Source organism: Streptomyces sp. NBC_00104 (assembly GCF_045160825.1).
Lineage (GTDB): Bacteria > Actinomycetota > Actinomycetes > Streptomycetales > Streptomycetaceae > Streptomyces.
On sequence record NZ_CP108215.1, the window covers coordinates 6,070,511 to 6,096,789 of the forward strand.

Here is a 26,279-nt window from a genome sequence, read left to right on the forward strand (position 1 = left end):
GGCACGTCGTCGACGGGTGTCCTTCGCGTACGGCGCGGAGATTCGTACGATCGCGGCGGAAGCGCGCCACCCGGCCCGGGACGCTGGGTGTATCGGGCCCTCACCCTGTCCCGGCCGTGCGGTTCAGCCGCTCGTGCCGAGGCTGCTCATGACGTCCTTCATGTCCTTGATCAGGAGTGGTTCGATTTCCTTGGGAGTGGGAGGCGGGGACACGTCTCCCAGGGCCCTGGTGGTCAGCCCCAGCGTGAACTCGGCTCTGCCGTCGAGCACGTTCAGCTGCATCCAGTGGGAGCCGTTTCCGAAGTCGTTGGTCACCAGATAGGCATGGTCCGCGAGGCCGGGAACACGGTGCACCTCGGTCACTCCGCCACCGCCGCCCGCCGCGAAACGCTTCCTGGTGCCCGCCCGCCGGGCCTCGAACTCGGCTGTCAGGTCGGTCTGCTTGTGCAGGACGACCGAGAAGTGAAGCTGGCCGCTGTGCATGCCCCCTCCGAAGGTCCGCAGCTCACCGAAGCAGTCCGCCGTGTCCATGGCAGGGTGCTTCGTCACCGAGGACAGCCAGTCCGTGCCCTTGACGAACCGGGTACTCAGCCCCGGCCAGAGGGTCTTGGCGCACAGCTTGTCCGCGACGCGATAGCCGACCGTGCCGGGTGTGCCGGGCAGCCCGAACGCGTAGAGCCCCGAACCCCACACGATCGACGCCGCCACGACGCCTCCCAGCCCGCCCCGCATCCAGGCCTTGACCCGGCGTGTGCCGGGCGCCGACGGGGCTTCGTCGCCCGCGGCGTCCGGACCCGGCGCCGGCGCCGGCGCCTCAGGGAAGCCCTCGATGACCTCGGGCTCACCGATCGCGTTCCGCTGGGGGCTGTCCATGGCCGTGAACCTATGCTGATCAGCGGATTCCCAGGATGGATCGCCGATAACGATGTGATGTCCTCGCGGGTCGGCGATCTCCCCCTGCCTGCTGGTCGCCATCGCCGTCCGGGCCGTGCGAACCGGAGAAGACCGAACGAAGGAGACGGTGGCCGCGCCGCAACTGAAGTGACTGAAGTGACTGAAGTGGCTACAGAGGCGATGGATTGGCGGGCGGGCGGGGACGGTTTCGAGGGCAGGCCCGTGACTGCACGGAGGATGGATGCTAGAAAGGCCAGATGAAAGACCGCTTTGTCCGAGTTGGTCACATATCGCCACTGTGGTCACTGGCACGAAGGAACATACGAAGCGTCGCGGGGCAGATATTCCTCCTGCAGGTGGCGCTGGTGGTGCTGCTCGTGGCATTCGCCGTCTTCGCCCTCGTCCTTCAGTCGCAGCGGCACACCAACGCCGAGGCCAAACGGCGATCCATAGCCGTCGCGCAGACTTTCGCGCATTCCCCGGGCGTGCTGTCCGCACTGGAGGCCCCCGAGCCCGCGAAGGTCCTGCAGCCGCTGACCGAAGCGGGACGCAAGTCCGCGGGCGTCGACTTCGTCGTGGTGATGGACACGAAAGGGATCCGCTACACCCATCCCCTGCCGGACCGGATCGGCAAGCGGTTCGTAGGAGAGATCGAGCCGTCGCTGGCGGGGAAGGTCTATACCGAAAGCGTGCAGGGCCCCCTCGGCGACGAGGTGCAGGCGACCGTGCCCATCCGGGACACGAGGGGCCAGGTGGTGGCCCTCGTTTCCGCCGGGCTGAAGGTCAAGAACGTGACCAGTCTGGTGGACCGGCAGATACCGATCATCCTGACCGCCGGGGCGGGCGCACTCGGAGTGGCCACCGCCGCCACCGTGCTGGTGGGCAGGCGGCTGCGACGGCAGACTCACAGCCTGGCCCCGAACGAGATGTCCCGCATGTATGAGCACCACGACGCGGTACTGCACTCCGTACGCGAAGGGGTGCTCATCGTCAGCGGTGAGGGGCGACTGCTGCTGGCGAACGACGAGGCCAGGCGCCTCCTGGAGCTGGCCCCGGACGCGGAGGGGAAGCAGGTGTCCCGGATGCCGGCCCTCGAACCCGAGATGGCGTCGTTGCTCAGCTCCGGCCGCGAGGCCACGGACGAGGTGCACCTGGCCGGGCCGCGGCTGCTGGTGGTCAACCAGAGGCCCACGGATCGCGGCGGAGGTCCCCGGGGCACCGTCGTGACGCTGCGCGACTCCACGGAGCTGCGGGCCGTGTCCGGCCGGGCCGAGATCACCGGTGAGCGGCTGAAGCTCCTCTACGACGCCGGACTGGGCATCGGCACCACCCTGGACGTGATCCAGACGGCCGACGAACTCGCCCGGATCGCCGTCCCCCGCTTCGCCGACTTCGTCACCGTGGACCTGGCCGACGCCGTACTGCACGGCGAGGAACCGGCGGCCACAGCCAAGGGAATGCGACGGGTTGCCGTATGCGGTATCCGCGACGACCAACCGCTCTACGAGAAGGGCCGGCTGATCGACTTCCTGCCCTCCACGCCCCAGGCGCGCGGCTACGGCTCCGGCCGCTCGGAACTGGTGGCCGACCTGTCCACCGCGACGGGCTGGCATCTGCAGGACCCGGAGCGCACGGAGCAGATCGTGGACTTCGGCATCCACTCGCTCATCGCCGCTCCGATCCAGGCCCGCGGTGTCGTGCTGGGCATGGTCAACTTCTGGCGCTCCAAGGAGCACGATCCCTTCGACCAGGAGGAGCTCTCGCTGGCGGAGGAGCTGGTGGCCCGTGCCGCGGTCAGCATCGACAACGCCCGCCGCTACACGCGTGAGCACGCCCTGGCGGTCACCCTCCAGCGCAGCCTGCTGCCGCGGGCCCTGCCCGAGCAGAGCGCCCTCGACGTCGGCTACCGGTACCTCCCGGCGCAGTCGGGTGTGAGCGGGGACTGGTTCGACGTGATTCCCCTGCCGGGCAGCCGCGTGGCGCTGGTCGTCGGTGACGTGGTCGGCCACGGCCTGCACGCCGCTGCGACCATGGGGCGGCTGCGCACCGCGGTGCACAACTTCTCCACGCTCGATCTGCCCCCCGACGAGCTGCTGAGTCATCTGGACGAGCTGGTCGGGCGTATCGACCAGGACGAGGCGTGCACGGACAGCCCCGCCGCCGTCGTGGGTGCCACCTGCCTGTACGCGATCTACGACCCCGCGACGTGCCGCTGCACCATGGCGAGCGCGGGGCACCTGGCTCCCGCGCTGGTCCAGCCTGACGGGAAGGTCATCTTTCCCGACCTGCCGCCGGGTCCGCCCCTGGGCCTCGGCGGCATGCCCTTCCAGACCGCCGAGCTGGACATCGCCGAAGGCTCCCAGCTCGTCCTGTACACCGACGGCCTCATCGAGGACCGGACCCGTGACCTCGACGAGGGAATGGAACTCCTGCGCAAAGCCCTGACGGATCACACGGATCGCGCGCCGGAGGAGAGCTGCCAGGCGGTGCTGGATGCGCTGTTGCCCGAACGCCCCACGGATGACGTGGCGTTGCTCATCGCCCGTACCCATGCGCTGCCACCGGATCGGATCGCCGAGTGGGACGTGCCCCCCGATCCGGCCGCCGTCGCCGGGGTGCGCGCCGCGGCGACCGGCAAGCTCGACGAGTGGGGGCTGTCCGAACTGGGCTTCAGCATGGAACTGGTGCTGAGCGAGCTCGTCACCAACGCCGTCCGCTACGGCGGCGAGCCGATCCACCTCAGACTGATCTACGACCGCTCGCTGATCTGCGAGGTGGCTGACGGCAGCAGCACCTCGCCCCACTTGCGGTATGCCGCGACGACCGACGAAGGCGGCCGTGGCCTGTTCCTGGTGTCGCAGCTGACCGAGCGCTGGGGAACCCGGTACACGCCTCAGGGCAAGGTGATCTGGGCCGAGCAGGCACTACCGAACGCCTGAGACGCCCTTCGCTTCCCGAACCGCGATCCGAGTGCACGTCCCGATCGCGCCCGGTTCGGCTACGGCGCCGACGACGTCGTACGGCCCGTCGTCTGCTGCTGACCGGTCCGGCTGTCTGCTGCTGGCCGTTCCGGCCGTCGGCTGCTGACCGGACCCGCCCCCCTCACAGCGCTCGCCCAGCGCTCGCTGCGGGACCCCACGACGCTCGCCCAGCGCTCGCCCTGACGCTTCACGACCCCCGGTTGCGTCCGCGAGCGAGGTGTACGGGCTCCGGCGTGACGTCGTGACCTCGTGCCCTGGTGACCTCGTGACCTGGTACGGGCAGCGGTGTCCGGGCTCGGTGGACGCGCTCTGGCTCCCCGCGACTCCAAGCCGACAGGCTCCCTTCGTCGCCGAGGCGGTCGAGGATCTGCCGGATGAAGTCCGCGCGCCCGACCGGGACTTGGGAGCACCGGCCGGGAAGTCGGGTGGCTCTCTCCGGGGATGCTGCCGCTTTCGACGCGCGCGTTCCTTCCAGCGGGGCACATGGATGTCCCGCCGGTCGGGGCCGTCACCCCCGGCTCGCGACTGCTCAGGGGGTGAGCTGCTGGTGTCCTATGACGGAGAGCAGTTCCAGCTTTCCCTGGCTTTCCGTGCCGGGGCGGGCGGTCATGACCACCAGGGTCTGGGCGCGGTTCTCGGTGAACAGGACCTGGGCGTCGACGTCGATACGGCCGAGGTCGGGGTCGAGGATCGTCTTGCTGTCGCCGTAGCGCTGGGCGACTTCCCGGAGTTCCCACAGGCCGGCGAACTCGGGGCTGTGTTCCTGGAGTTCGGCGACGATCCGGGCTGCCCGGGGGTCCGAGCTGCCGGCTGTGAGCGCGGCTCGCAGGCGGGCTGCCTGGGCGCGGCTGTGGCGGGGGTGGTCCTCCTCGGGGTACACCAGCCGCTCGGCGGGGTCGGTGAACCAGCGGTAGTAGGCGCTGCGGGCCAGGCCGGTGTGACGCATCTGGTCGCCGAGCAGCGCGATGGCGATCGGGTTCATCGCGAGGGTGTCGGCCATGTCGGACAGCACCAGGGCCGGGGTGTCGTCGTTCAGGCGCTCCAGGACCCGCATGAGGGCCGGGCTGACGTGCTCGGAGCGCTGGAAGCGGGCCGGCGCGTTGTGGCCGATGAGGGCGAAGAGGTGGTCGCGTTCGTCCGGTGTCAGGCGCAGGGCCCGGGCGAGGGAGGTGGTGATCTGGAGGGACGGTTGCGGGGCGCGCCGCTGTTCCAGGCGGGCGTAGTAGTCGGTGGACATGCCGGCGAGCTGGGCGACCTCCTCGCGGCGCAGCCCCCGGGTACGCCGGCGCGGGCCCTCGACCAGCCCGACATCGCGTGGGCGCAGCGCCTCGCGCCGCCGACGCAGGAACTCCGCCAGCTCTTTCCTGTCCATGCCCTTCATGGTCGCCGCTTTCCGTAGTCCCAGCCAGGGACCGCCGATCCATGGATAAACCCTCCTCTCCCGCCTGCGCGCCGCCGCTCCTACGGTCGAGGCCGCGGGCGGGGCGTTCACCGGCCCGCGGCCAGCGAAGGAGAGAAGACCCCCATGAAGATGACCGGCAACACCATCCTGATCACCGGCGGAACCTCGGGTATCGGGCTGGGCCTGGCCCTGCGCCTGCACGAGGCCGGCAACAAGGTGATCGTCGCGGGCCGGCGCAAGGAACTGCTCGACGAGATCACCGCCGGGAACCCGGGCATCGAGGCGCTCTTCCTCGATGTCGCGGACCCCGCGTCGATCGCCCACGCCGCCGAGACGGTGGCGGCGAGCCATCCGGAGCTGAACGTGCTCGTCAACAACGCGGGCATCATGCTGCCGGAGAACCTCCTCGACCCGGCCTCCCTTCCGGTCGCCGAGGATCACGTCACGGTCAACCTGCTCGGCACGATCCGGATGACGTACGCCTTCCTGCCGCTCCTGGTGGGCAAGGCCGACGCGGCCGTCCTGAACGTCACGTCCGCGCTGGCCTGGGTACCGCTGCCGATCACCCCGACCTACAACGCGACCAAGGCCGCACTGCACTCCTTCTCCGAGAGCCTGCGCGTCCAGCTCGCGGGCGCCGACGCCGGCGTCCAGGTGATCGAGGTGGCCCCGCCGGCCGTGCGCACGACCCTGCTGGGCCAGCAGGACAGCGAGACGTCCATGCCGCTGGACGACTTCCTCTCCGAGACCCTGACTCTCCTGCGCGAGAAGCCCGACGCCAAGGAGAACATCGTCGAGCAGGCCAGGTTCGTACGCGACGCGGAGGCCAACGGCACGTACGACGACGTCCTGGCCATGCTCAGCAAGATCGGCTGAGCCGGTCTCCGGCAGCCGCACTCCGGCCGCTACGGCGATGGCGGACGCCACCCGTCCGCCCGGCCGACCACATCGTGCTGGTCCGGCGACGCCCCACGGTCATTGACGGCGGAGCGGCCCTGTCCGCGGCCGGGGTGTCGTCCGGTTTCGAGCAGGTCTACGCCGCGCCCGCGCCCCGTGGCGAGACGGTCGTCGTCACGGTGGCGGTGGCGGCCGCGCACGGCTGGCGGAAGGCCCAGGTCGCCCCACTCACCCTCGAGGACGGCCGTACGCGGAAGTTGCGTGTGACGGCCGTGGTGGACGACTCGATGCCGTATCAGGTGCTCCTCCCACGCGACCTGGTACGCGATCACGACCCGTCCGCACTGGCGGACGTCGCCTACCGCACAACCCACGCCCCCACGCGCCTCCCGGCCGGGCTCGGCGCCGACGAGATCTCCGTGGAGGCGTACGCGGCCTCGGACGACGCCGAGAGGACCGGCTTGTGTGGGTCTTCACCCTGATGCTCGTCGCCGTATCGGCGGGCTACACGGCGATCGCCGTCGCCTCCACCTTGCTGACGGCCACCGCGGGCCGGGTGCGCGACTTCCGCGTACTGCGCCTGTCCGGTGCGACGCCCCGCCAGGTGCTGCTGGGCCCTCACCGCCGAAACGTGCTGTGTCGTCACCCTGGGCGCGGCCCTGGGCCTGGCGGGTGGCAGCCCCGGCCCTGTTCGGTACGGTCCACGGCCTTCGCGAGGAGCTGGGCCTGCCAGTGGAGTTGTCGCCGGCCCGGCCCTGGCTCACGGGCGTGGTGACAGGCCTACTGCTGCTCGGCACGGCGGCCACCGTCCTCCCGGCCCGCGTCGCCCTGCGGCGTATGCGGCGGGCGTGAACTACGTGAGCAACCGTCCGCAGGGCCCGCAGGAAGCTGCGGCCCTGCCCGATGAGGACATCGGCGACCCAGACGATCAGCGTGCCGGCCCGAATCTGGCACGCGAGCGCTGATCACGGCGGACAGCGAAAGGCCCGGCTCGATGACCTGGGCCTTGGTCGTTGCACGGGACCGCGGAGCGGGCGGGGGACGCGGTGCTGTTGTCGCTTCCGCGAGCGAGGTGTACGGGCTCCGGTGGCTCCGGCGTGACCTCGTGCCCTGGTACGCGCAGCGGTGTCCGGGCTCGGTGGATGCGCTCCGGCTCCCCCGCGCGTCCAGCCCGGAGTGCTTCTAGGGTTGAAGGACAGCGTGGCGCCCGTGGATGCCCGTTCTGTCCGCCTCCGCCGCACCCCATCTCCATGCCGTCAACGGCTGAAGGAGGTCACTCGGCATGTCCACAGCATCCGACACCCCTGTGCTGGACACCCTCGCCGCCATGACCGTCGACTCTCTCGAGCGCTGCGGTCTGCCCCCGGACACCCTCATCCTCACGCGCATTGCCGCGCTCGCTGCCTCGGACGCGCCCCCCATCTCCTACCTCGCCCACATCGACCCCGCCCTCCGGGCCGACCTGACCGCCGCCCAGCTGCAGGATGTCCTGGTGGCCGTCGCCCCCATCGTGGGCACAGCACGTGTGATGACGGCGGCGGGCAACATCGCCGAGGCGATGGGCATCGCGATCGCGGTCGCCGACGCCGAGGCCGAGGCCAAGGGCTGAGAAGAGACACACACCACAGCGGCCACCGTGCGTCCGACGTCCCGACGCTCTGGCCCTCGGCCGCTGAGCGGTCCCGGCGCGTTCTGTGAGAGATTTCCGCCGAGCCTTCGTCAGGCGAGGGTGGCGGCCCGCGTCGTCATACCGGAGAGGGCGGAGCATCACCTCGGTGCCGCCGGGTCCGTCCGTGTCCACCGCGGTGCACTCGCTGAAGTCCTGTCTCCTCGGCAGGAGTTGGGCAACCAATAGTGCTGCGGCGTCCGCGCCGGAGCCGGGGAGCCTGCCACGGCCGCCGGGAACTCGTGCCCTCCACGTGCCCCCTCTTCGTGCGCCCGGAGGGCGGATCCTGCGGGAAAATCCCCGCCCATGCACAAGCCCCAGGCCATTGACCTGGGGCTTCTGGAAGCGCGGGTGACGAGAATGTTCCCCGCTCGATTGCGGGCCTCGGCCTCGTCTGAACGGCCGTGAACGGCCGTGAACGGCGCTGAATGAGACGGAAAGTGAGACGCGAGCGCGGCCCCTCAGCCTCAAGGCCTCAGCCGGTTCTCCTGAGGGGCGAAGTAGACCGGTCCCATGGAGTGTGCGAGGGCCGCCGCACAGGTTGAGGCCTCCGGTTCGGGCCGCCCGGAACCACCAACTCGGTCGGCTCGCCCACGAGAACCGCACCCAGCCGCCCGGTTGACCAACCGCGTCTGTGCGGTGCCTGGCGAGGGTTCGGTTGTCGGCGACACCGCCCATTCGAGGGTATGGCCAATAGCCGGAAGCGTAATCAAAGTATTTACTTAGCATTGTGCGCTGTTTGAATGATCGGCATTTTTCCTCTGCCCCGCTTAAGGCTGATGAGCGCATATCGCTGCGTAATATGCAGCGACATAAACGGCAACAAGGCTCGCCGAATGTTCGGTAGGTCCGGTTCGCGCGGCCCCCACAGGAAATGGCCTTTCGATGAAGCTGAAAATCCCTCGAGCGGCTGACCGCCGTTCTTTGTCCGGAGTTGTGACCTCGGCCCTTGCCGCGACGGTTGCCGCCGTGTTGGTCGCCCTGATGCCGACTCAGGCGCTGGCCATCGCTACGCCTGTGCCTCTGGCCACGGCCGCGAGCTTCTCCGTTCTGGCAGGTCAGGGAGTCACCAATACCGGCCCCTCGCTGATCAGCCACGACCTTGGGACGCACCCGAATCCGTCCATCACCGGATTCCCGCCCGGCCAGGTACTCGGCGCCGTGCACGCGGCGGACGCTGTCGCGCTTCAGGCCAAGTCCGACCTGGTCACGGCGTACAACAACGCGGCCGGCCAGGCCACGGACTTCGCGCTCGCGTCGGCAATCGGCAGCGGACAGACTCTGCTTCCGGGCGTCCACACCGCTGTCTTCGGTGTCGGACTCACCGGTGACCTGATCCTGGACGCCGCGGGGAACCCGAACGCCGTCTGGGTGTTCCAGATCCCTGAAGCTCTGACGACTGCCTCCTCCAGCCGAGTGCTCCTCACCAACGGGGCTTCGCCGTGCAACGTCTACTGGCAGATCGGGAGTTCGGCCACGCTCGGCACCAACTCCACATTCGTGGGCACCCTCATGGCTCTGACCTCGATCAGCGTGACGACAGGGACGAACATCGAGGGGCGGGCGCTGGCCCGTAACGGCGCCGTGACGCTCGACAACAACAGGATCTTCCTCGGCGGCTGCGCTACCTCCACCACTGGTGGAACTACCACGGGCACCACGACCGGAACGACCACCGGCACCACGACCGGAACGATCGCAGGCGCCACGACCGGCGGGCTGCTCAGCGGCGGCCTCGTCACCGGTGGCGTCCTGGGCGGGCCGATCCTCTCGCCCGGTGCCTCTTCGGGCAACGTCGCCGGCACCACGTCCGGGAACACCGAAGGCAACACCGCTGGTAACACTGCGGGCAACACAGCCGGGAACACCACCTCCGGGAACACCTCGGGCAACACGGCCGGGAACACCTCCGGCGGTGACGGCGGCGGCGGGCACGACAACGCGCCGGGCCGGCCGGACCACGACAACGCGCCAGGCCGGCCGGACCACGGTGGCAGGCCTGGAGGACCGGACCACGGTGGCAGGCCTGGAGGACCGGACCACGGTGGCAGGCCTGGAGGACCGGACCACGGTGGCAAGCCCGGAGGGCCGGACCACGGTGGCAAGCCCGACCACGGCAAGCCCGACCACGGCAAGCCCGACCACGGCAAGCAGTCCGCCGAGAACTACGGCTACGACGAGATTCCCAAGGGCTACGAGGGCGACGACCACTCCAAGGGCTACGAGAGCTAGGCACCGTACTGCGGTCAGTCCGCTCACCTGATGACGGCGCGCGGCGGAATTCCTATCGAATCCGCTGTGCGCCGTCGGTGGCAGTCAGCGATAAAGCCAGGTGCGAGCAGCCGTTAGAGAAAGACAGGTAGGCGGTGTCGAGTGGAATCGACTCAGCGGACGTGGAGGAAATCCAACAGTCCCACTCCGGTCCGGCCACGCAGGAAATTCCTGACGCCACGGCCGCGCCGCACAAGGAGCCGAGGGGTGGTGCCCGTGCGCTGAAATCAGGACTGCGCGCCGCCCTGGTCCTGTGCCTGGCGGCGAGTGTCGTCCACGTGCTTCTCGTGTTCCTTCACGTGGCACCGGCCAACACCGTCTCCAAGCGATACAGCCCACTGATCAATGCATGGGTGTACCCCTTCTTCGAACAGAACTGGCGGCTCTTCGCCCCGGACCCCGAATCCGTCAACCGGCAGATTCTGGCCAGAACCGCACGCGCTGGCTCCGACGGATCGGTTCAAGTGGGCCCCTGGTTCGACCTGACGGCCGTGGATGGTTCCGCAGTCGAACATCAGCCGTTCCCGAGCCACACGGCGCAGAACATGCTGCGCCGTGCCTGGACCGGCTACGTCGACACGCACGGAGGAGACGACAAGGCGCGCACGGAACGCGCCCTGATGATGCAGAAGTACCTGACCAACATTGCCGCGGACCGCGTTGCCGCCCACAGGAGTGGCACCTTCGACTTCATTCAGCTCCGCGTCGTCACACTGCCCATCGACGCGCCCGGCTCCGCCGCCGACAAGCGCCCGCCGACGCCGGTCGAGAACCGGCTCCTGCCCTGGTGGAAGGTGACCCGCCATGGAAAATGAGGCCCAGAGGACCGCGTCCGCCGGCGTCGGCCCGTGGCTCGCCGCCCGGATCACAACCGCATGGGACCTCCTGACCGGCCACCCGGTGTCTCTGTACGCCGCGTCGGTGCTGCGCATCGGCTACGGACTGCTCTACCTGCTCTTTCTGCTGCGAGAGTTCCCGCATCGTGCCGAGATCTGGGGTCCCGGGTCCGCGTGGACGCCCGCCTTGGCACGCCAACTCTTCGAGCAGACAGGCTGGTTCAGCATCCTGACCCTGTCCGACAGCCGCACCTACTTCGAGCTCTGCTACGTGCTGGCCCTCGTCACGTCCGCGCTGTTCATGCTGGGCTGGCGGACCCGCGTCCTGTCCGTCCTCTTCGCCTTCGTGGTGACCTCGTTCCATGCCCGGGCGATCTTCATGACGGACGGGGGTGACAACCTGATCCTGCTGATGGCCTTCTACCTGGCCCTGACGGCCTGCGGTCGGCGCTGGTCGCTGGACGCGCGCAGGAACAGGCTGAAGACGGTGCGCGCGGGGACCGCGCCGGAATCGGCGAGGAGTCCCTTCACGCCGCAACTCCGCGACGCCCGCACCACCTTGATCACGGTGGTGCACAACTGCGGCATGCTCCTCATCGCGGCACAGGTCTGCTTCCTCTACGGATCGGCCGGCCTGTACAAGGTCCAGGGACCTTCCTGGAGCAGCGGCACCGCGCTTCACTACGTCCTCAACCTCGAACTCTTCCGGCCCTGGCCCGCGCTCTCCCACTTCGTGGACGAGCACACACTCGCTGTCGCCATCGCCGGCTACATGACCGTGCTCTTGCAGGTGGCCTTCCCGTTCGTCCTCTTCGGCAGGCTCAAGTACCCCGTTCTCGCGCTGCTGTTGGGCATGCACATCGGCATCGCCGCACTCATGGGGCTGCCTCTGTTTTCCGGCGCGATGATCGTTGCGGACGCCGCGTTCCTTCCCGACCGCTTCTACACCTTCCTGTCCCACCTCTGCCGACGCGCGATGCGGCGGCCGGACGGACGGCATCCGGCACCCGGACGAGCGGCAGGAGCCGGAACGGTACCCGCGCAAGGCAGGCCCGGCGTGCTCGGCTCGAAGCATCGAGTCGTACTCCCCGAAGGGCGAACGGACGACATGCTCGCCACCGAGCCCGCGTCCCCCCAGGCGCCCCCGAAGAGCAGGTGAGTCGGCTGCCGACTCGTTTGCACTCTCGGCTCGGGAAACCTTCGCCCGTGCACAGCCTTACGGTGCAGTGGTCCCTTGCCTGACTCACTTGCCGGTTTCTGGGCCGTACCACTGGAGTGCCTGTCCGGTGACGGCGGCGATGAACTCGAAGTCCCGGTCGCGGTGCAGGAGGGTAAGTCCCTGCAGTTCCGCCGTGGCGGCCACGCATCAGGTCACCCCGGTCTCTCATCGTCTGCGCCCAGTCCTCCATCGCCGTTCGAGGTGGATTACCTCACCGTCGAACGCGCGAAAATCTATAGTGGCTGAAGTAGACATTGGGTGGTCCCATGGTTATGGTTTCTCTCGTAGCCCAGAGAGGCGGAAGGGCCCGGCAGACACGAACTGCCGGGCAGCATTACGCAGTTACGCAGTTGCAGTTCGCAGGACGGTGCGGTGGTGGAGTTCCGAAGCCAGGGTTGTCGCAGGACGGCGACGGGGCTGACGGCCGGACCGGGTGGCCCGCAGTGATCAGGGGCCGCCATGAGCAGTACCGCAGTGGCAGTACCCGTAAGTGAAAGTTCGCAGTACCCAGCAGTGAAGTCAGTGAGCAGCACCTCGGTGAAGGCGTCGGCTGCGGGCGCGCGCATCGGGAGGTTCGGCAGTGGGGTTCCAAGCCAGGGCAGACGCAGGACGGGCGACGGGGCTGGCTGCCGAAGAGTGGCCCTTCGCGAGGCCACCAGCGGTTCGCAGTATCAGCAGTGCAAGCAGTACGCAGTACCCGTTCGGCAAGTGATTGGTTCAGAGGGAAGAACGGAGGAGCCGAGCGCCATCAGGATCGCCCGGGCGGAGGTGTTGAGCCCGGGTACCGCAGGACATCGATAGTGAGGTGGTCTCCGGTCGAGCAACCGCGATCCCCGCGCCCCCGACAGCGTCACGTTCGGGTCAGCGGACACAGAAGGCCGGCGCAGTACTAGGGCCGGCAGATGGTGTAGCAGTTCCTTCGGGGCCCTGGTGCCGTAAGGCACCAGGGCCCCTCCACGCGTTCCGCAGAGAGGTGAGATGACAGCAGACGGTTCCTTCGGCCGTCTCGACGACGACGATTACCCCGCCTGCACCACGGGTCGAGCTGCCGAGATGCTCGGCACCACCCCCAGCTTCCTCCGCGCCCTCGGCGAAGCCCGCCTCATCACCACGCTCCGCTCCGAGGGCGGACATCGCCGCTACTCCCACTACCGGCTGCGAATCGCCGCCCGCGCCCGGGAACTCGTCGACCCAACAAGGCCGCCTGCCGCGTCATCATCCTCGAAGACCAGCTCGACGAAGCCCAGCGCATCAACGCCGAGTACCGCCGCGCCGCCTCCCGGCACACGGTCGGCATCTGACCCGCAGCCCGCAGCGACGGGCCAGGCCGCACTGATCCGCCGATTTCAGAAGACGAGCGCATGATCGCCGAAGACACTCAGCCCAAGTCTCCGTCACAGATGCCAGGGGCCCGACCCGTTCCTCACGTCACTGGCTGACCTCGAACGGTTCGACGACCATGAAGTCCTGCCCGGCCACGCTACCGACCGCGGCCTGACGGCCAGGCCAGGGTGCGTCTCATCCGCCGCCACCGCCTTTCCCACACTCAGGAGATCGCCGCGTCTGACCGTTCGATCGCCCTCACACCGGGTTCCCGCCGCCTCGGTCGGTGCGTCGTGACGGCCCCCCGATTCCGCCATCGGCTCGGCGCCCCGAGGGAGCGCTTCCCGGGCTGGAGGCGCGGCCCGCTCGACCGGGCGAGGGTTGTCGCCCGCGGTACTTGCGACCTTGGGCGCGAAACCCCAGGTCGGCGGCAGGCTTCAGCGAGGGAGCCGGTGCATCGTCGCGCTCAGTCGAGGGTGGTGAGGTGATCGGCGTCGCCGCCTCGCCACTCGACGAGGAAGATGGTCGCGTCGTCGGTCGTGGTGCCGCCGCGTTCGTGTTTCAGGGCGTGGGAGAGGGCTCGCACCACCGCCCGTACCTCGGTGCGCTCGCGGAGGATCCGGTTGGTCCATTCGATGAGCTGTTCCTCTCCGAACTGTTCCCCGCCGGTGTGGTGCTCCTCGATCAGGCCGTCGGTGAAGCACAGCAACCGGTCGCCGGGGCGCAGCGTCCGCTCGCTGACCGACGGCTCCTCACCGCCGAAGCCGACCGGCAGCGTGGTCGGGCTCTCCAGCCGGTCCACCACGGCGCGGTCCCGGATCAGGAACGGGGCCGGGTGGCCCGCGTTGACCCACTGCAGTCGGCCGGTGGTGATGTCCAGAATCATCATCTGTGCGGTGACGAAGTGGTCGGGGCCGAACTGCTCGTTGATGGCCCTGTCCATGAACGCGTACACCTGGGACAGATCGGTGTGGGCCCGCCGTGTGTGGCGGTAGGCGCCGATGGCCACGGTCGCCATGGTCGCCGCGTCCAGCCCGTGGCCCATCGCGTCGATCATGGCCATGTGCAGGACGTCGCCGTTGAGGGCGTAGTCGAAGCTGTCGCCGGCCACGTCGTAGGCGGGCTCCAGGATCCCGGCCACCTCGACCTGCGGAATCGTCATCGACAGTGGGGGCAGCAACGACCACTGGATCTCCGCGGCCACGCTCATCGGGGCGCTGCGGCGGGCCTGGAAGAACTGGTCGGTGTAGGCGTCCTTGGTGACGATCATGTCCGCGACCAGACCGCCGAGTCTGCGCAGCAGCCGCCGGTCGTCGTCATCGACACGGTCCAGGGTGACGGCCATCACCCCGATCTGGTCGCTTCCGTCCAGCAGCGGCAGGTACATCCGCACACTGCCGTCCTTCGGCACCTCCACCGTTCTGCGGCTCAGGAACGCCTCGCCGGCGGGGGAGTCCTCGACCGGCTCGGGGCCGCCGACCTTCAGTCTCCGGCCCGGCAGCGGCACCAGGAGCACCTGTTCGTAGTCCTGCAGGAGGATGGAGACATCCCGCCCTCCGACCCTGGCCACCTCTTCCGCGACGAGCGGGGCGATCAACTCCGGCGGCATCTCGTGAGCGCGGTCCAGCAGCACCCCGAGCAGCCGTTCGCCGAACCCCTCGGACCGGTCCACCCCGACCCTGTCCGGCCTACGCCCACCGTCCGTCATCGCTGTCTGCTTCCCTTCGTCCCCTGACATGGGGAACTCAGCGGGGTGGCTGCGTCCACGCGGTGTTCGCCAGGCGGCCCGGTGCCCCGGCTGCGGCGCACGGGCTGCCGGTGTGGGGGCGGCGCCGGCCGGAACGGCGCCGGCGCCTTAGCACCCCGACCACGTTTCCGGATGCGGTGCCCCGACGCAACGCACACCCCGTTCCTCTCGGATCCACCAGCGGGCAACCGCGATCAGCGTGGGACGACGCCGTCGACCGGCACAGGCTCGCATCGCCGACCGGTCCGACGAGCCGATTGCGCCATGGGCAGCATGTCGCCCCCGAATGCCGTTCACCACAAGGGGATCGGGTCGACGGGGACATGGGGAGGCCGGTCGGTCAGCGGGCCGGGTCTGGGCTGCCGGTCTTGATCGACGGGGCCGACGGTGGCCATCGCCGGCTGGTCGGTAGCGGTGTTCGGGTAGACCGTTTCCAGAGTGCCGATCCTGCGCCCCTTCGGGTCCACGACGTCGTGGTCGCGCCACTCCGGACATCGGCGGAACGATCACGCCGTGCTGGGCCGCCCGCGTCCGCCGTGCTACAACGACCCCGGCGTATGCACACCGGGGTCGCCCTTCCGGGCCGGTCGCACGTGAGAGTGTGCCGACCCGCTTTCATGCTATGCCTGATGCACATTTCGGGCATCCGGTGTTTCGCGGTTCTCGCGGCACAGTGCGCACATCACGGCCTCCACCACGGCCGTTCCTGGACAACCGTGCAGGGATTCCTGCTTCGCGCGTCCATGCCGCCTGCTGAGCCTCATGGTTCATGGATGCCTTGCCGCCGGACACGCCTGGGCAGTCGGCACACTTCACACCGGCCGGTCTGGTCTGCTCATGGTGTCCGGCGCGGTCACCGCACTCGGAGAGGTCGCGATCGGCAGGCGGCTGTCACTCGGCTGTCACCCGGCGGTCAGTTCCGCGAATTGCTCGGCCGCGGTGGCGTTACCCCGGTCGGCGAGGCGTCGTAGCTCGTCCAGGTTGTCCTGTTCGGTGGCGAGTTCGATCAGCTGGTCGGTGGCTGTGGCGTTGCCGCCGTCCGAAAGGCGCCGAAGTTCTGCGAGGTCGCCTTGTTCCGCGGCGAGTTGGATGAGCTCATCGGCCGCGTCGGAGTTGCCCGCGTCCGCGAGGCGGCGCAGTTCGTTCAGGTCACCGAGTTCGGCGGCGAGCTCGATCAGCTCGTCGACCGCGCTGTGGTCGCCGTGCTCCGCCCGCTCCCGTAGGGCGGAGAGGGCCGACAGGGTGGTCGGGTCATGCTCGGTCATCAGGGACAACCTCTCTGTGCGGGGCTATTCGCGGGGGTCGGTCAGTTGTCCCGAGGTGCGCAGGTCGTCGCGGTGTGCCTGCCACTCGTCGACCAGCCGGGGCAGGCGTTCGGCGAGGAACTCGGCCAGCGCGACCATCTCCTCCAGCGGGGCGCGGCGCTCCGGCGGGGCATCGGCGAGGAGCGCCAGGCCCTCCCGGAACAGCGCGGCGTGTTCATGGTGGAGCGCACCGTCGAAGTTCTGCGGCTGCCGGCTGTCCGGGTTCAGGCTCACCCGGTCCATGCGCTCACCGGCGGTACGGGTGCGCCGGGCCATCCCGTAGTTCTCCAGTAGCTTGACCGCGCCCGTGACGGCGCTGCGGCTTGCCAGCAGTGCCTCGCCCAGCTCGTCGATCGACTGTTGCGGGGGATCGCAGACGAACAGGTAGCCCAGTAGGCGTCCGGCCATGGGTGGGAAGCCGTACTGGCGGGCGTAGAAGCGGCCGACGTGGTCGGCGAAGAGTAGGTCAGCGTCGTTCGGCACGCTTCGAAGGTATCACTTTCAGCTGAGATGACAATTATTTGTGTCATCTTGGTGCGTGCTGCCACCAAGGCGTCCGTCCATACCGTGTGCTCGCGCCAGGGGCTGGTGACCGTCAGCCGGCCCGGGCCCGCGGTCACCCGGGGTGGCAGCAGGATCGTGAGGACGACGGCGGACAGGGTGATCCACAGCAGGGCGCGGGGGAGTGTCAGGCTTCCCGCGTCCCAGCCGACCAGCAGGGACATGGCGCAGAACAGCAGGGCGCAGGTCGTCGCGAACCGGGCGCTGCCGCGCCGGTGGCGGTCACCGGCGAGCTCGGAGGTCTGTTCCGCTGCATGCCGCCGACGCTAGGCGGCCGGGCGGGGCAGGCGACTGCCGCTGACGGGATTCTGACGGCGTACAGGTGAATCCTGACGGGGTCCTGACGGGGCCCTGGCGAGATCTTGACGGGCTTGAGGGGGCCGAGAGAGGGCCGAGAGGGCGCGCCGGTGTCAGCCCACGTGGATGCGTGGGCGGCGGGCGCGGTCCGGTTCCGCCTCGCGCAGGACCTCGCGGGTGACGGGGGCGACCTCGCCCTGGCCGAAGAGGAAGAAGCGGAGGAAGTTGGCGAAGGGGTTGCCCTCGGTCCACTCGAAGTAGATGTGCGGGGTGCGGCCCGTGGTGTCGCGGCAGTGGAGGAGGAGGGCGGCGAGGGAGTTGGGGACGGAGGAGGACTCCAGGGTCAGGACCCGGTAGCGGTCGTGCAGGACCTCGCCGCGTACGGTCAGGCCCGCCTCGAACTCGGAGGGGTCCGTGACCGTCACCTCGACGAAGACGAAGTCCTCCTGCTCAGGCATGTCGTTGTCCTGCCGGATCTGTTCGATCTTGTCGCGGTACTCGGCCTTGTCGCGCTGGTCGGGCTCGTTGGCGATGAAGCGGATACGGCGGTGGGACATGTCACGGACGAATCGTTCCGCCATGTCGTCCAGCTCGACGCTGGTCACACGCAGTTCGAAGGCGCGGGCGAGGCGGGAGAGGAGGGAGACGAGGATGATGCCCGCGATGAAGCAGGCGCCGATCTTCACGCCGTCGGGGCGTTCGATGACGTTGAGGATGGTGGTGTACAGGAACACCGCCGAGATCACTCCGAAGGCGATCCTCCAGTTCCGCTGGCCGGCCTTGTGCGCGGCTATCGTCACCGCGATCGCCGCCGAGCTGATCAGGACCAGGACGCCGGTGGCGTACGCGCCGCCCTGGGCGTCGACGTCCGCGTCGAAGATCCAGGTGACCAGGAAGCCGACGAGGGTGAAGACGATGACCATGGGGCGGACCGCGCGGGCCCAGTGGGGGGCCATGCCGTAGCGGGGGAGGTAGCGCGGCATGAGGTTGAGCAGGCCCGCCATGGCGGAGGCGCCGGCGAACCAGAGGATGGCGATCGTCGAGACGTCGTAGAGGGTGCCGAAGACGTTGCCCAGGTACTCGTGTGCGAGGTAGGCGAGGGCGCGGCCGTTGGCGTCGCCGCCGTCCTCGAACTCCTTCTCCGGGATGAGGAGGGTGGTGATGAAGCTGGTGGTGACCAGGAAGACGCTCATGATGACGGCGGCGGCGGTGAGCAGCTTCTTCGTGTCCCGGATACGGCCCTTGGGGTTCTCCTCCGTGTCGCCCTCGTCGCCCTGCACATGGGGCATGACGGCGACACCGGTCTCGAAGCCGGAGAGGCCGAGCGCGAGTTTGGGGAAGACGATCAGTGCCACGCCGACCATGACGAAGACGTTGCCGTGTTCGGCGGTCAGCGCGGTCGACCAGTCGGTGATCACGTGGCCCTCGGTGATCACATGCCACAGGCCGACCACGACGACCACGACGTTCAGGGCGAGGTAGGCGCCCACCAGGGCCACCGCGACACCGATCGCCTCCAGGAAGCCCTTGAGGAAGACCGCGCCGAGCAGGGCGATCAGGATCAGGGTGATCAGGAGCTGCTTGTCGTGCAGGGCCTCGGACAGGTGGGGGTTCTCCACGAGGTGGGTGGAGGCGTCCGCGGCCGAGAGGGTGATCGTGATCAGGAAGTCCGTCGCCGCGAAGCCCAGCAGGGTCAGGACGAAGAGCTTGCCCTTCCAGAACGTCAGCAGGCGTTCCAGCATGGAGATCGAGCCCTGGCCGTGGGGGCTCTCCTCGGCCACCCGGCGGTAGACGGGGAGCGCGCCGGCGAGGGTGACGATCACGAGGACGATGGTCGCGACCGGGGAGAGGAGGCCGGCGGCGAGGGCGGCGATGCCGGGCTGGTAGCCGAGGGTGGAGAAGTAGTCGACGCCGGTCAGGCACATCACCCGCCACCAGCGCTGGCCCTTGTGCGGCGGTTCCGGTTCGGCGTGCGGACCCTTGTGGCCGCCGGGTTTGCCCATGTCGGACAGGCCCTGAAGCATCCAGGTCCGCAGTCGGCTCGGCGGTGGGTGCTCGGTGGTGGCCATCGGCGTGCTCTCCCGTTGTGCGGCTCAGGATGGGTTTCGAGCCATCACGGCGGACGGCCGCATCAGCGTAAGCAGAGCGTGACGTCAGGGCCCATGGGATGCGTCACGTGAGCGCGTCAAGCTTCCGTTAAGACCTACCGTGAGAACGCCGGGGGCGCATCATGATGAGGGCGTTTGCACGGCACGAGCGGAAACTGGCCCGTACGGGGGACGCATGCCGGCAGGTCTCGGCGGCGGACACCCAGCGTCATGCCGTACGCGGCTCCCCGGCTGCTCCGTGTGAAAGCGAGGCCGCGCCCGGAGCGCGTCTGTTTCCGGAGCTGTGCCGTCCCCGGGGCTTCGATGGAGCCGCGGCGGGCTCCCCGCCGGCCGGGCTTTCCGACGCACCGCTTTCACCCTGTCCGGCCCGGAGGTGTCAAGACCGTGTCAAGGTCCCGGGCCCAGGCGCCAAGGAAGCGCTCACACGCGCCCGTTCCGTCCCCGGAAGCGGTTCCGTGGGGATCCAGGGGATCCAAGGGATCCAAGGGATCCAAGGGATCCAGGGGGAGAAGTAACCCGCCTCCTGAGGGAGTTGAACCAGTGAGCGGAGCGCGTCGGCGGCGATGAGTGACGTACGGTCCGGACGACTGAAGGTCTACCTGGGGGCGGCCCCGGGAGTGGGCAAGACCTACCGGATGCTCGACGGGTCGTCGTGGCGCTGACCGGCGGGCCGGAGGGCGACACCCTGATCCGGCGGGCCGCCCGGATCGCCGCCCGGTCGGCCGGCGGTGCGCTGCTGGCCGTGCACATGGCCCGCAGCGACTGGCTCGCGGCCGGGGTCTCGCCCGGCAGCGCAGGCTGGTGGAGGACCTGGGCGGCAGCTACCACTCAGTCGTTGGCGACGACACCGCCACCACGCTGGTGGAGTTCGCCCGGGCCGAACGCGGTGCGGGGCCTCCGTCCGAGCGCCGCAGCCTGGGCCGCCCCATCGCCGCGTACGTCCGTGAGGTGGCGGCGGAGCCGGCCACGCGGGTCACCGTCCTGATCCCGGAGGCCGAGCCCGAGCGGCTGTGGCAGCGGCTGCTGCAGAACCAGCGGGGCGCGGTCGTCGCCCACGCCGTACGACGCGAGACCGACGCGGTGATCTGCCGGCTGCGCTTCCGGCTGCTGTGAGCGGGACGCTCCGCACCGTCACGTGAGCTCCGCCACCGATGCCGACCAGGGCCGTATGGATCCCGTCAAAGGTGTGCGGGCCGCCGTATGAGAGCCGTCAACGGGTGACCGAATCCGGCCAGAGTCGCGGTTTCCTCTAACTGTCCGTTCTTCCCGAACCTCACTCCAGGAGTTCGCGATGGCCGATCTGGCCTTCGTCGTCACCACGATCGCCGTGTTCGCGCTGGTGGCCTTCGTCGCCAAGGGGGTGACGAAGCTGTGACCGTCGAGAACATCGTCGGCCTGATCGTGGCCGTCTCCCTGCTGGGCTATCTCGTCCTCGCCCTGATCTTCCCGGAGAGGTTCTGAGATCTGACATGGGTCCCGTACTCGCCGGCGTGCTCCAACTGCTGGCCCTCATCGCGGCGTTGGCGCTCGCCTACGTTCCCCTCGGCACCTACATGGCCAAGGTCTACTCCACCGACAAGCACTGGCGCGTCGAGAAGTGGATCTACAAGGGCATCGGCGCCAACCCCGACACCGAGATGCGCTGGCCCGCGTACCTGCGCGGCGTGCTCGCCTTCTCGGCGGCCGGTGTCCTGTTCCTGTACCTCCTCCAGCGGCTGCAGGGCGTGCTGCCCGGCTCGCTGGGCTTCTCCTCCATCGACGCGGACCAGGCGTTCAACACCGCCGCGTCCTTCGTCACCAACACCAACTGGCAGTCGTACTACGGCGAACAGGCCATGGGCCACGTCGTCCAGGTCGGCGGGCTCGCCGTGCAGAACTTCGTCTCGGCCGCCGTGGGCATCGCGGTCGCGGTCGCGCTCGTACGCGGCTTCGCACGCTCCCGCTCCGGTGAGCTGGGCAACTTCTGGTCGGACATGGTGCGCGGGGTGACCCGGATCCTGCTGCCGCTCGCGTTCGTCGCGGCGATCGTGCTGGTCGCGTGCGGTGCGATCCAGAACTTCTCCGGCATCCACGAGGTCGGCCAATTCTTTAATGGGCACAGCATGGGCGGCGCCCAGCAGTGGAACGGCGGCGCGGTCGCCTCGACGGAGGCCATCAAGGAGGTCGGCACGAACGGCGGCGGCGTCTTCAACGCCAACTCCGCCCACCCGTTCGAGAACCCGACCCCCTTCACCAACCTCTTCGAGATCTTCCTGCTGCTGGTCATCCCGTTCGCCCTCACCCGCACGTTCGGTGTCATGGTCGGCTCGGTCAAGCAGGGCTACGCGATCCTCGCCACGATGGCCACCATCTGGCTCGGGTTCACCGCCCTGATGATGTGGACCGAGTTCGCCCACCACGGCCCGGCGCTCGACATCGCCGGCGGAGCCATGGAGGGCAAGGAGAACCGCTTCGGTGTCGGCGCCTCCTCGATCTTCGCGGTGGCGACCACGCTCACCTCGACCGGCGCGGTGAACTCCTTCCACTCCTCCTTCACCGGTCTCGGCGGCGGGATCACGATGCTGGGCATGCAGTTGGGCGAGATCGCGCCCGGCGGTGTCGGCTCCGGCCTCTACGGCATGCTGATCATGGCGATCATCGCGGTGTTCATCGCCGGGCTGATGGTCGGCCGCACCCCCGAGTACCTGGGCAAGAAGATCGGCACCCGCGAGATCAAGTTCGCGGCCTGCTACATCCTCATCACCCCGGCACTGGTGCTCGTCCTCACCGCCGCGGCGATGGCCCTGCCCACCCCGGGCAACTCGATGACGAACTCCGGCGCGCACGGGTTCTCCGAGATCCTGTACGCCTACACCTCGGCGTCCAACAACAACGGCTCGGCCTTCGCCGGGCTGAACGCTGACACCCAGTGGTTCAACAGCACGCTCGGCATCGCGATGCTGCTCGGGCGGTTCCTGCCGATGGTGTTCGTGCTGGCGCTGGCCGGCTCGCTCGCCGAGCAGAAGCCGGTCCCGGCCACCGCGGGCACCCTGCGCACCGAAAAGCCGCTGTTCACCGGGCTGTTGGTGGGCGCGATCCTGATCATCACCGGGCTGACGTACTTCCCGGCGCTCGCGCTGGGTCCGCTGGCCGAGGGGCTGGCGTCATGACCACCGACGTAACGAAGCAAGAGGACGCGATGTCCACAGCCACCCCGACCCGGGCGCCGCACAGCGACGTCCCCACCGGGCACAAGCCCGCCGAGGGCCGCGTGGGAGCGGGCCTCTTCGACCCCAAGCAGCTGGTCAAGTCGCTGCCGGACGCCTGCCGCAAGCTCGACCCCCGGGTGATGATCAAGTCGCCGGTGATGTTCGTGGTGCTGGTCGGGTCCGTGCTGACGACGGTCTTCTCCTTCAAGGACCCGACCGACTGGTTCGGCTGGACCATCAGCGCCTGGCTCTGGCTGACGGTGATCTTCGCCAACCTGGCGGAGGCCGTCGCCGAGGGGCGGGGCAAGGCGCAGGCCGACACCCTGCGCAAGGCCAAGACCGACACCGTGGCCCGGCGGCTCGCCGGGGACGCCGAAGAGAGCGTCCCCGGTACCGAACTGCGGATCGGTGACCTGGTCGTCTGCGAGGCCGGCGACATCATCCCCGGCGACGGTGACGTCGTCGAGGGCGTCGCCTCCGTGGACGAGTCGGCGATCACCGGCGAGTCGGCCCCGGTCATCCGGGAGTCCGGCGGGGACCGCTCGGCCGTCACCGGTGGCACGAAGGTCCTCTCCGACCGGATCGTCATCAAGATCACGACGAAGCCCGGCGAGACCTTCATCGACCGGATGATCAACCTGGTCGAGGGCGCGGCCCGGCAGAAGACACCGAACGAGATCGCGCTGAACATCCTGCTCGCCTCGCTGACGATCGTGTTCCTGCTGGCGGTGGCGACCCTGCCGCCGTTCGCGGACTACGCGGGCACCCATCTCACGATGGTCGTGCTGGTGGCCCTGCTGGTCTGCCTGATCCCGACGACGATCGGCGCGCTCCTGTCGGCGATCGGCATCGCGGGCATGGACCGGCTGGTCCAGCGCAACGTGCTCGCCATGTCGGGGCGGGCGGTCGAGGCGGCCGGGGACGTGTCGACCCTGCTCCTCGACAAGACCGGCACGATCACGCTCGGCAACCGGCAGGCTGCCGAGTTCGTGCCGGTCGAGGGCACCACCGAGGCCGAGGTCGCGGACGCCGCCCAGCTCTCCTCACTGGCCGACGAGACGCCCGAGGGCCGCTCCATCGTCGTACTGGCGAAGGAGAAGTACGGCCTGCGCGAGCGCGTGCAGGGCGAGCTGTCCGGCGCCGAGTGGATCGCCTTCACCGCCCAGACCCGGATGTCGGGTGTGGACGTCGACGGGCGCAAGGTCCGCAAGGGGGCGGCCGGGTCCGTCATCGCCTGGGTGCGGGAGCGGGGCGGAACGGTCGCAGACGACGCGGACACGCTCTCCAACCGGATCTCCGAGGCCGGTGGCACCCCGCTGCTGGTCGCGATCGAGGACTCCGAGGGCGCCCGGGTGCTGGGCGTCATCCACCTCAAGGACGTCGTCAAGGAGGGCATGCGCGAGCGGTTCGACGAACTGCGCCGCATGGGCATCAAGACCGTCATGATCACGGGCGACAACCCGCTGACGGCCAAGGCGATCGCCGAGGAGGCGGGCGTCGACGACTTCCTCGCCGAGGCCACCCCCGAGGACAAGATGGCTCTCATCAAGCGGGAGCAGGCGGGCGGCAAGCTCGTCGCGATGACCGGTGACGGCACGAACGACGCGCCCGCGCTCGCCCAGGCGGATGTCGGCGTGGCCATGAACACGGGTACGTCGGCCGCGAAGGAGGCCGGCAACATGGTCGACCTCGACTCCAACCCGACCAAGCTCATCGAGATCGTCGAGATCGGCAAGCAACTCCTCATCACCCGGGGCGCGTTGACGACGTTCTCCATCGCCAACGACGTCGCCAAGTACTTCGCGATCATCCCGGCGCTGTTCGCGGCCGTCTACCCGGGCCTGGACAAGCTCAACATCATGGGCCTGTCCTCGCCGGACTCCGCGATCCTGTCGGCCGTCGTCTTCAACGCGCTGATCATCATCGCGCTGGTGCCGCTCTCCCTGAAGGGCGTGCAGTACCGGCCGGTCAGCGCCGACAAGCTGCTCCGCCGCAACCTCACCGTCTACGGCCTCGGCGGACTGATCGCCCCCTTCATCGGCATCAAGCTCATCGACCTGCTCATCTCCCTCATCCCCGGAATCGGCTGAGCGCCATGAAAAACACGGTCATCAACACCGCCCGGCTGTTCGGAGCGGGCCTGCGCGCCCTCCTCGTCCTGACCCTGGTGACGGGCGTCATCTACCCGCTCGTCGTCACCGGCTTCGCCCAGGCGCTGTTCAGCGACAAGGCGAACGGCTCGGAGATCAAGGACCACGCCGGCAAGGTCGTCGGGTCCTCGCTGATCGGGCAGTCGTACAACCTGCCGCTGAAGAAGGGCCAGGAGACCCCGGAGCCCGACCTGAAGTGGTTCCAGGGCCGCCCCCAGAACGGTCTCGGCACCAACAGCGTCAACACCCAGTACAAGCTGATCCTGTCCGGCGCCACCAACCGGTCCGCCGACAACGCGGACCTGATCGACTGGGTGAAGGCAGCCAAGGCCGCCGTCGTCAAGGACAACTCGACCGCCGACCACAAGGTCAAGCCCTCCGAGGTGCCGGCCGACGCGGTGACGTCCTCCGGCTCCGGCCTGGACCCGGACATCTCCCCGGACTACGCCGACCTCCAGGTCCACCGGGTCGCCGAGCAGAACGGCCTCTCCGCCGATCAGGTGCAGAAACTCGTCGACGACCACACCGAGGGCCGCACCCTCGGCTTCATCGGTGAGCCCCGCGTCAACGTCCTCGAACTCAACATCGCGCTCAAGGACCTGCTGGCCAAGAGCTGACGGCAGCGCACGGTCCACAGGGGAGTCGGCGGTCGGGGCGGGAGCCGGGAACCGCCGACTCCCGCCCGCATGAGTGCCGGTCGCACGGCTCCCGGCGTTCATGGCCCGACGTACGACAGGAAGGCGCACACCCATGACACGGGTGCTGGTGGTGGAGGACGACCCGCAGCTCGTACGGGCCCTCATCATCAATCTCCAGGCACGTCAGTACGGGGTCGACGCGGCCCCCGACGGTGCCACCGCGCTCCGGCTGGCCGCCGCGCGGCAGCCCGACGTGGTTCTGCTCGACCTCGGGCTGCCCGACATGGACGGGGTCGAGGTCATCAAGGCGCTGCGGGCCTGGACCCGGGTGCCGATCATGGTGCTGTCCGCCCGCCAGGCGTCCGAGGAGAAGGTCGCCGCGCTCGACGTCGGCGCCGACGACTACATCACCAAACCGTTCAGCATGGACGAACTCCTCGCCCGGCTCCGGGCCGCCGTCCGCCGCACCGAGGACATCGGGCTCGCGCCCGAGACGACGCTCGTCGAGACGGACGCCTTCACCATCGACCTGCTGGCCAAGAAGGCCGTACGGGACGGTCACGACGTACGCCTCACCCCGACCGAGTGGCATCTGCTGGAGATCCTGGTCACCAGCCCGGGACGGCTGATCACACAGAAGCACCTGCTCCAGGAGGTCTGGGGCGTTACCCAGAGCAACAAGACCAACTACCTGCGGGTGTACATGGCCCAGCTGCGGCGCAAGCTGGAAACGGACCCCGCCCACCCCCGGTATCTCATCACCGAGCCCGGTATGGGCTATCGCTTCGAAGGATGAA

The 26,279-nt window shown here is 69.0% G+C and carries 20 protein-coding genes and 5 pseudogenes; 17 read left to right on the forward strand and 8 right to left on the reverse strand.

Features of this window, described 5'->3' with window-relative positions:
• Positions 1-123 precede the first annotated feature (123 nt).
• Complete coding sequence (locus tag OG272_RS26735; protein ID WP_327728560.1) at positions 124-873, reverse strand: hypothetical protein; 750 nt, start codon at positions 871-873, stop codon at positions 124-126.
• A 377-nt stretch (positions 874-1,250) separates the two neighbouring features.
• On the opposite strand from OG272_RS26735, the gene OG272_RS26740 reads away from it, so the two are divergent.
• Positions 1,251-3,833, forward strand: a complete 2,583-nt coding sequence (locus OG272_RS26740; RefSeq protein WP_405895070.1) for a SpoIIE family protein phosphatase — start codon at positions 1,251-1,253, stop codon at positions 3,831-3,833.
• Between the two features lie 571 nt (positions 3,834-4,404).
• On the opposite strand, the gene OG272_RS26745 is transcribed toward OG272_RS26740, so the two are convergent.
• The gene (locus tag OG272_RS26745) at positions 4,405-5,247 is read right to left on the reverse strand and encodes a helix-turn-helix transcriptional regulator (protein WP_405895071.1); all 843 of its coding nucleotides are present in this window, start codon (positions 5,245-5,247) and stop codon (positions 4,405-4,407) included.
• Between the two features lie 153 nt (positions 5,248-5,400).
• Here OG272_RS26745 and OG272_RS26750 point away from each other — a divergent pair, with 153 nt between their 5' ends.
• The 7 genes from OG272_RS26750 to OG272_RS26780 all read left to right on the forward strand — a co-directional run bounded on the left by OG272_RS26750 (position 5,401) and on the right by OG272_RS26780 (position 12,106).
• A complete protein-coding gene (locus OG272_RS26750; protein WP_327728556.1) occupies positions 5,401-6,153 on the forward strand; it encodes an SDR family NAD(P)-dependent oxidoreductase in 753 nt (250 codons plus the stop codon).
• Positions 6,154-6,227: 74 nt separating this feature from the next.
• Complete coding sequence (locus OG272_RS26755) at positions 6,228-6,656, forward strand: hypothetical protein (RefSeq protein WP_327728555.1); 429 nt, start codon at positions 6,228-6,230, stop codon at positions 6,654-6,656.
• A gap of 190 nt (positions 6,657-6,846) precedes the next feature.
• The gene (locus tag OG272_RS26760; RefSeq protein WP_327728554.1) at positions 6,847-7,026 is read left to right on the forward strand and encodes a hypothetical protein; all 180 of its coding nucleotides are present in this window, start codon (positions 6,847-6,849) and stop codon (positions 7,024-7,026) included.
• A gap of 430 nt (positions 7,027-7,456) precedes the next feature.
• Positions 7,457-7,783, forward strand: a complete 327-nt coding sequence (locus OG272_RS26765) for a carboxymuconolactone decarboxylase family protein (protein WP_327728553.1) — start codon at positions 7,457-7,459, stop codon at positions 7,781-7,783.
• A gap of 942 nt (positions 7,784-8,725) precedes the next feature.
• A complete protein-coding gene (locus OG272_RS26770) occupies positions 8,726-10,072 on the forward strand; it encodes an ice-binding family protein (protein ID WP_405895074.1) in 1,347 nt (448 codons plus the stop codon).
• A gap of 161 nt (positions 10,073-10,233) precedes the next feature.
• Entirely contained in the window at positions 10,234-10,926 is a 693-nt protein-coding gene (locus OG272_RS26775; RefSeq protein WP_327728551.1) for a DUF5819 family protein, read from the forward strand.
• Positions 10,916-12,106, forward strand: coding sequence for an HTTM domain-containing protein (locus OG272_RS26780; RefSeq protein ID WP_327728550.1), 1,191 nt, complete (start codon positions 10,916-10,918; stop codon positions 12,104-12,106). The genes OG272_RS26775 and OG272_RS26780 overlap by 11 nt, the downstream gene beginning before the upstream one ends.
• Positions 12,107-12,190: 84 nt before the next feature.
• Here the strand turns inward: OG272_RS26780 and OG272_RS26785 are convergent.
• Positions 12,191-12,310, reverse strand: a pseudogene (locus OG272_RS26785) (VapC toxin family PIN domain ribonuclease); the annotation flags it as partial.
• 834 nt (positions 12,311-13,144) lie between these two features.
• Here OG272_RS26785 and OG272_RS26790 point away from each other — a divergent pair.
• Positions 13,145-13,467: pseudogene (locus OG272_RS26790) on the forward strand (MerR family DNA-binding transcriptional regulator).
• Positions 13,468-13,955: 488 nt separating this feature from the next.
• Here OG272_RS26790 and OG272_RS26795 read toward each other — a convergent pair.
• The 5 genes and pseudogenes from OG272_RS26795 to OG272_RS26815 form a co-directional block, all read right to left on the reverse strand.
• Positions 13,956-15,197: a PP2C family protein-serine/threonine phosphatase gene (locus tag OG272_RS26795; RefSeq protein ID WP_405895075.1), complete on the reverse strand. Its 1,242-nt coding sequence runs from the start codon at positions 15,195-15,197 to the stop codon at positions 13,956-13,958.
• A 422-nt stretch (positions 15,198-15,619) separates the two neighbouring features.
• Positions 15,620-15,703: pseudogene (locus tag OG272_RS26800) on the reverse strand (PRC-barrel domain containing protein); the annotation flags it as partial.
• A gap of 435 nt (positions 15,704-16,138) precedes the next feature.
• Entirely contained in the window at positions 16,139-16,501 is a 363-nt protein-coding gene (locus tag OG272_RS26805; protein WP_405895076.1) for a hypothetical protein, read from the reverse strand.
• Between the two features lie 24 nt (positions 16,502-16,525).
• Positions 16,526-17,023 (reverse strand): hypothetical protein, encoded by a 498-nt coding sequence (locus tag OG272_RS26810; RefSeq protein ID WP_328506570.1) that lies wholly within the window; start codon positions 17,021-17,023, stop codon positions 16,526-16,528.
• Positions 17,024-17,511: 488 nt separating this feature from the next.
• Positions 17,512-19,467, reverse strand: coding sequence for an amino acid transporter (locus tag OG272_RS26815; RefSeq protein ID WP_405895077.1), 1,956 nt, complete (start codon positions 19,465-19,467; stop codon positions 17,512-17,514).
• A gap of 602 nt (positions 19,468-20,069) precedes the next feature.
• On the opposite strand from OG272_RS26815, the gene OG272_RS26820 reads away from it, so the two are divergent.
• From OG272_RS26820 to OG272_RS26855, 8 genes and pseudogenes are all read left to right on the forward strand, one after another.
• Positions 20,070-20,168: a hypothetical protein gene (locus OG272_RS26820; RefSeq protein ID WP_326579971.1), complete on the forward strand. Its 99-nt coding sequence runs from the start codon at positions 20,070-20,072 to the stop codon at positions 20,166-20,168.
• Positions 20,150-20,430 (forward strand): annotated as a pseudogene (locus OG272_RS26825) (histidine kinase); the annotation flags it as partial. The gene OG272_RS26820 and the pseudogene OG272_RS26825, both read left to right, overlap by 19 nt.
• A pseudogene (locus tag OG272_RS26830) lies at positions 20,404-20,619 on the forward strand (amino acid permease); the annotation flags it as partial. The pseudogenes OG272_RS26825 and OG272_RS26830, both read left to right, overlap by 27 nt.
• Before the next feature lie 258 nt (positions 20,620-20,877).
• The gene (gene kdpF / locus OG272_RS26835; protein WP_086749276.1) at positions 20,878-20,967 is read left to right on the forward strand and encodes a K(+)-transporting ATPase subunit F; all 90 of its coding nucleotides are present in this window, start codon (positions 20,878-20,880) and stop codon (positions 20,965-20,967) included.
• Between the two features lie 8 nt (positions 20,968-20,975).
• Entirely contained in the window at positions 20,976-22,655 is a 1,680-nt protein-coding gene (gene kdpA / locus OG272_RS26840) for a potassium-transporting ATPase subunit KdpA (RefSeq protein WP_405895078.1), read from the forward strand.
• Positions 22,652-24,784, forward strand: a complete 2,133-nt coding sequence (gene kdpB / locus OG272_RS26845; RefSeq protein WP_405895079.1) for a potassium-transporting ATPase subunit KdpB — start codon at positions 22,652-22,654, stop codon at positions 24,782-24,784. The genes kdpA and kdpB overlap by 4 nt, the downstream gene beginning before the upstream one ends.
• Before the next feature lie 5 nt (positions 24,785-24,789).
• Positions 24,790-25,461 (forward strand): potassium-transporting ATPase subunit C, encoded by a 672-nt coding sequence (locus tag OG272_RS26850; protein ID WP_327728542.1) that lies wholly within the window; start codon positions 24,790-24,792, stop codon positions 25,459-25,461.
• A gap of 133 nt (positions 25,462-25,594) precedes the next feature.
• Positions 25,595-26,278 carry a response regulator transcription factor gene (locus OG272_RS26855; RefSeq protein ID WP_326579960.1) on the forward strand — a complete coding sequence of 228 codons (684 nt, stop codon included), beginning with the start codon at positions 25,595-25,597 and terminating at the stop codon, positions 26,276-26,278.
• The last annotated feature ends 1 nt before the right edge of the window (position 26,279 follow it).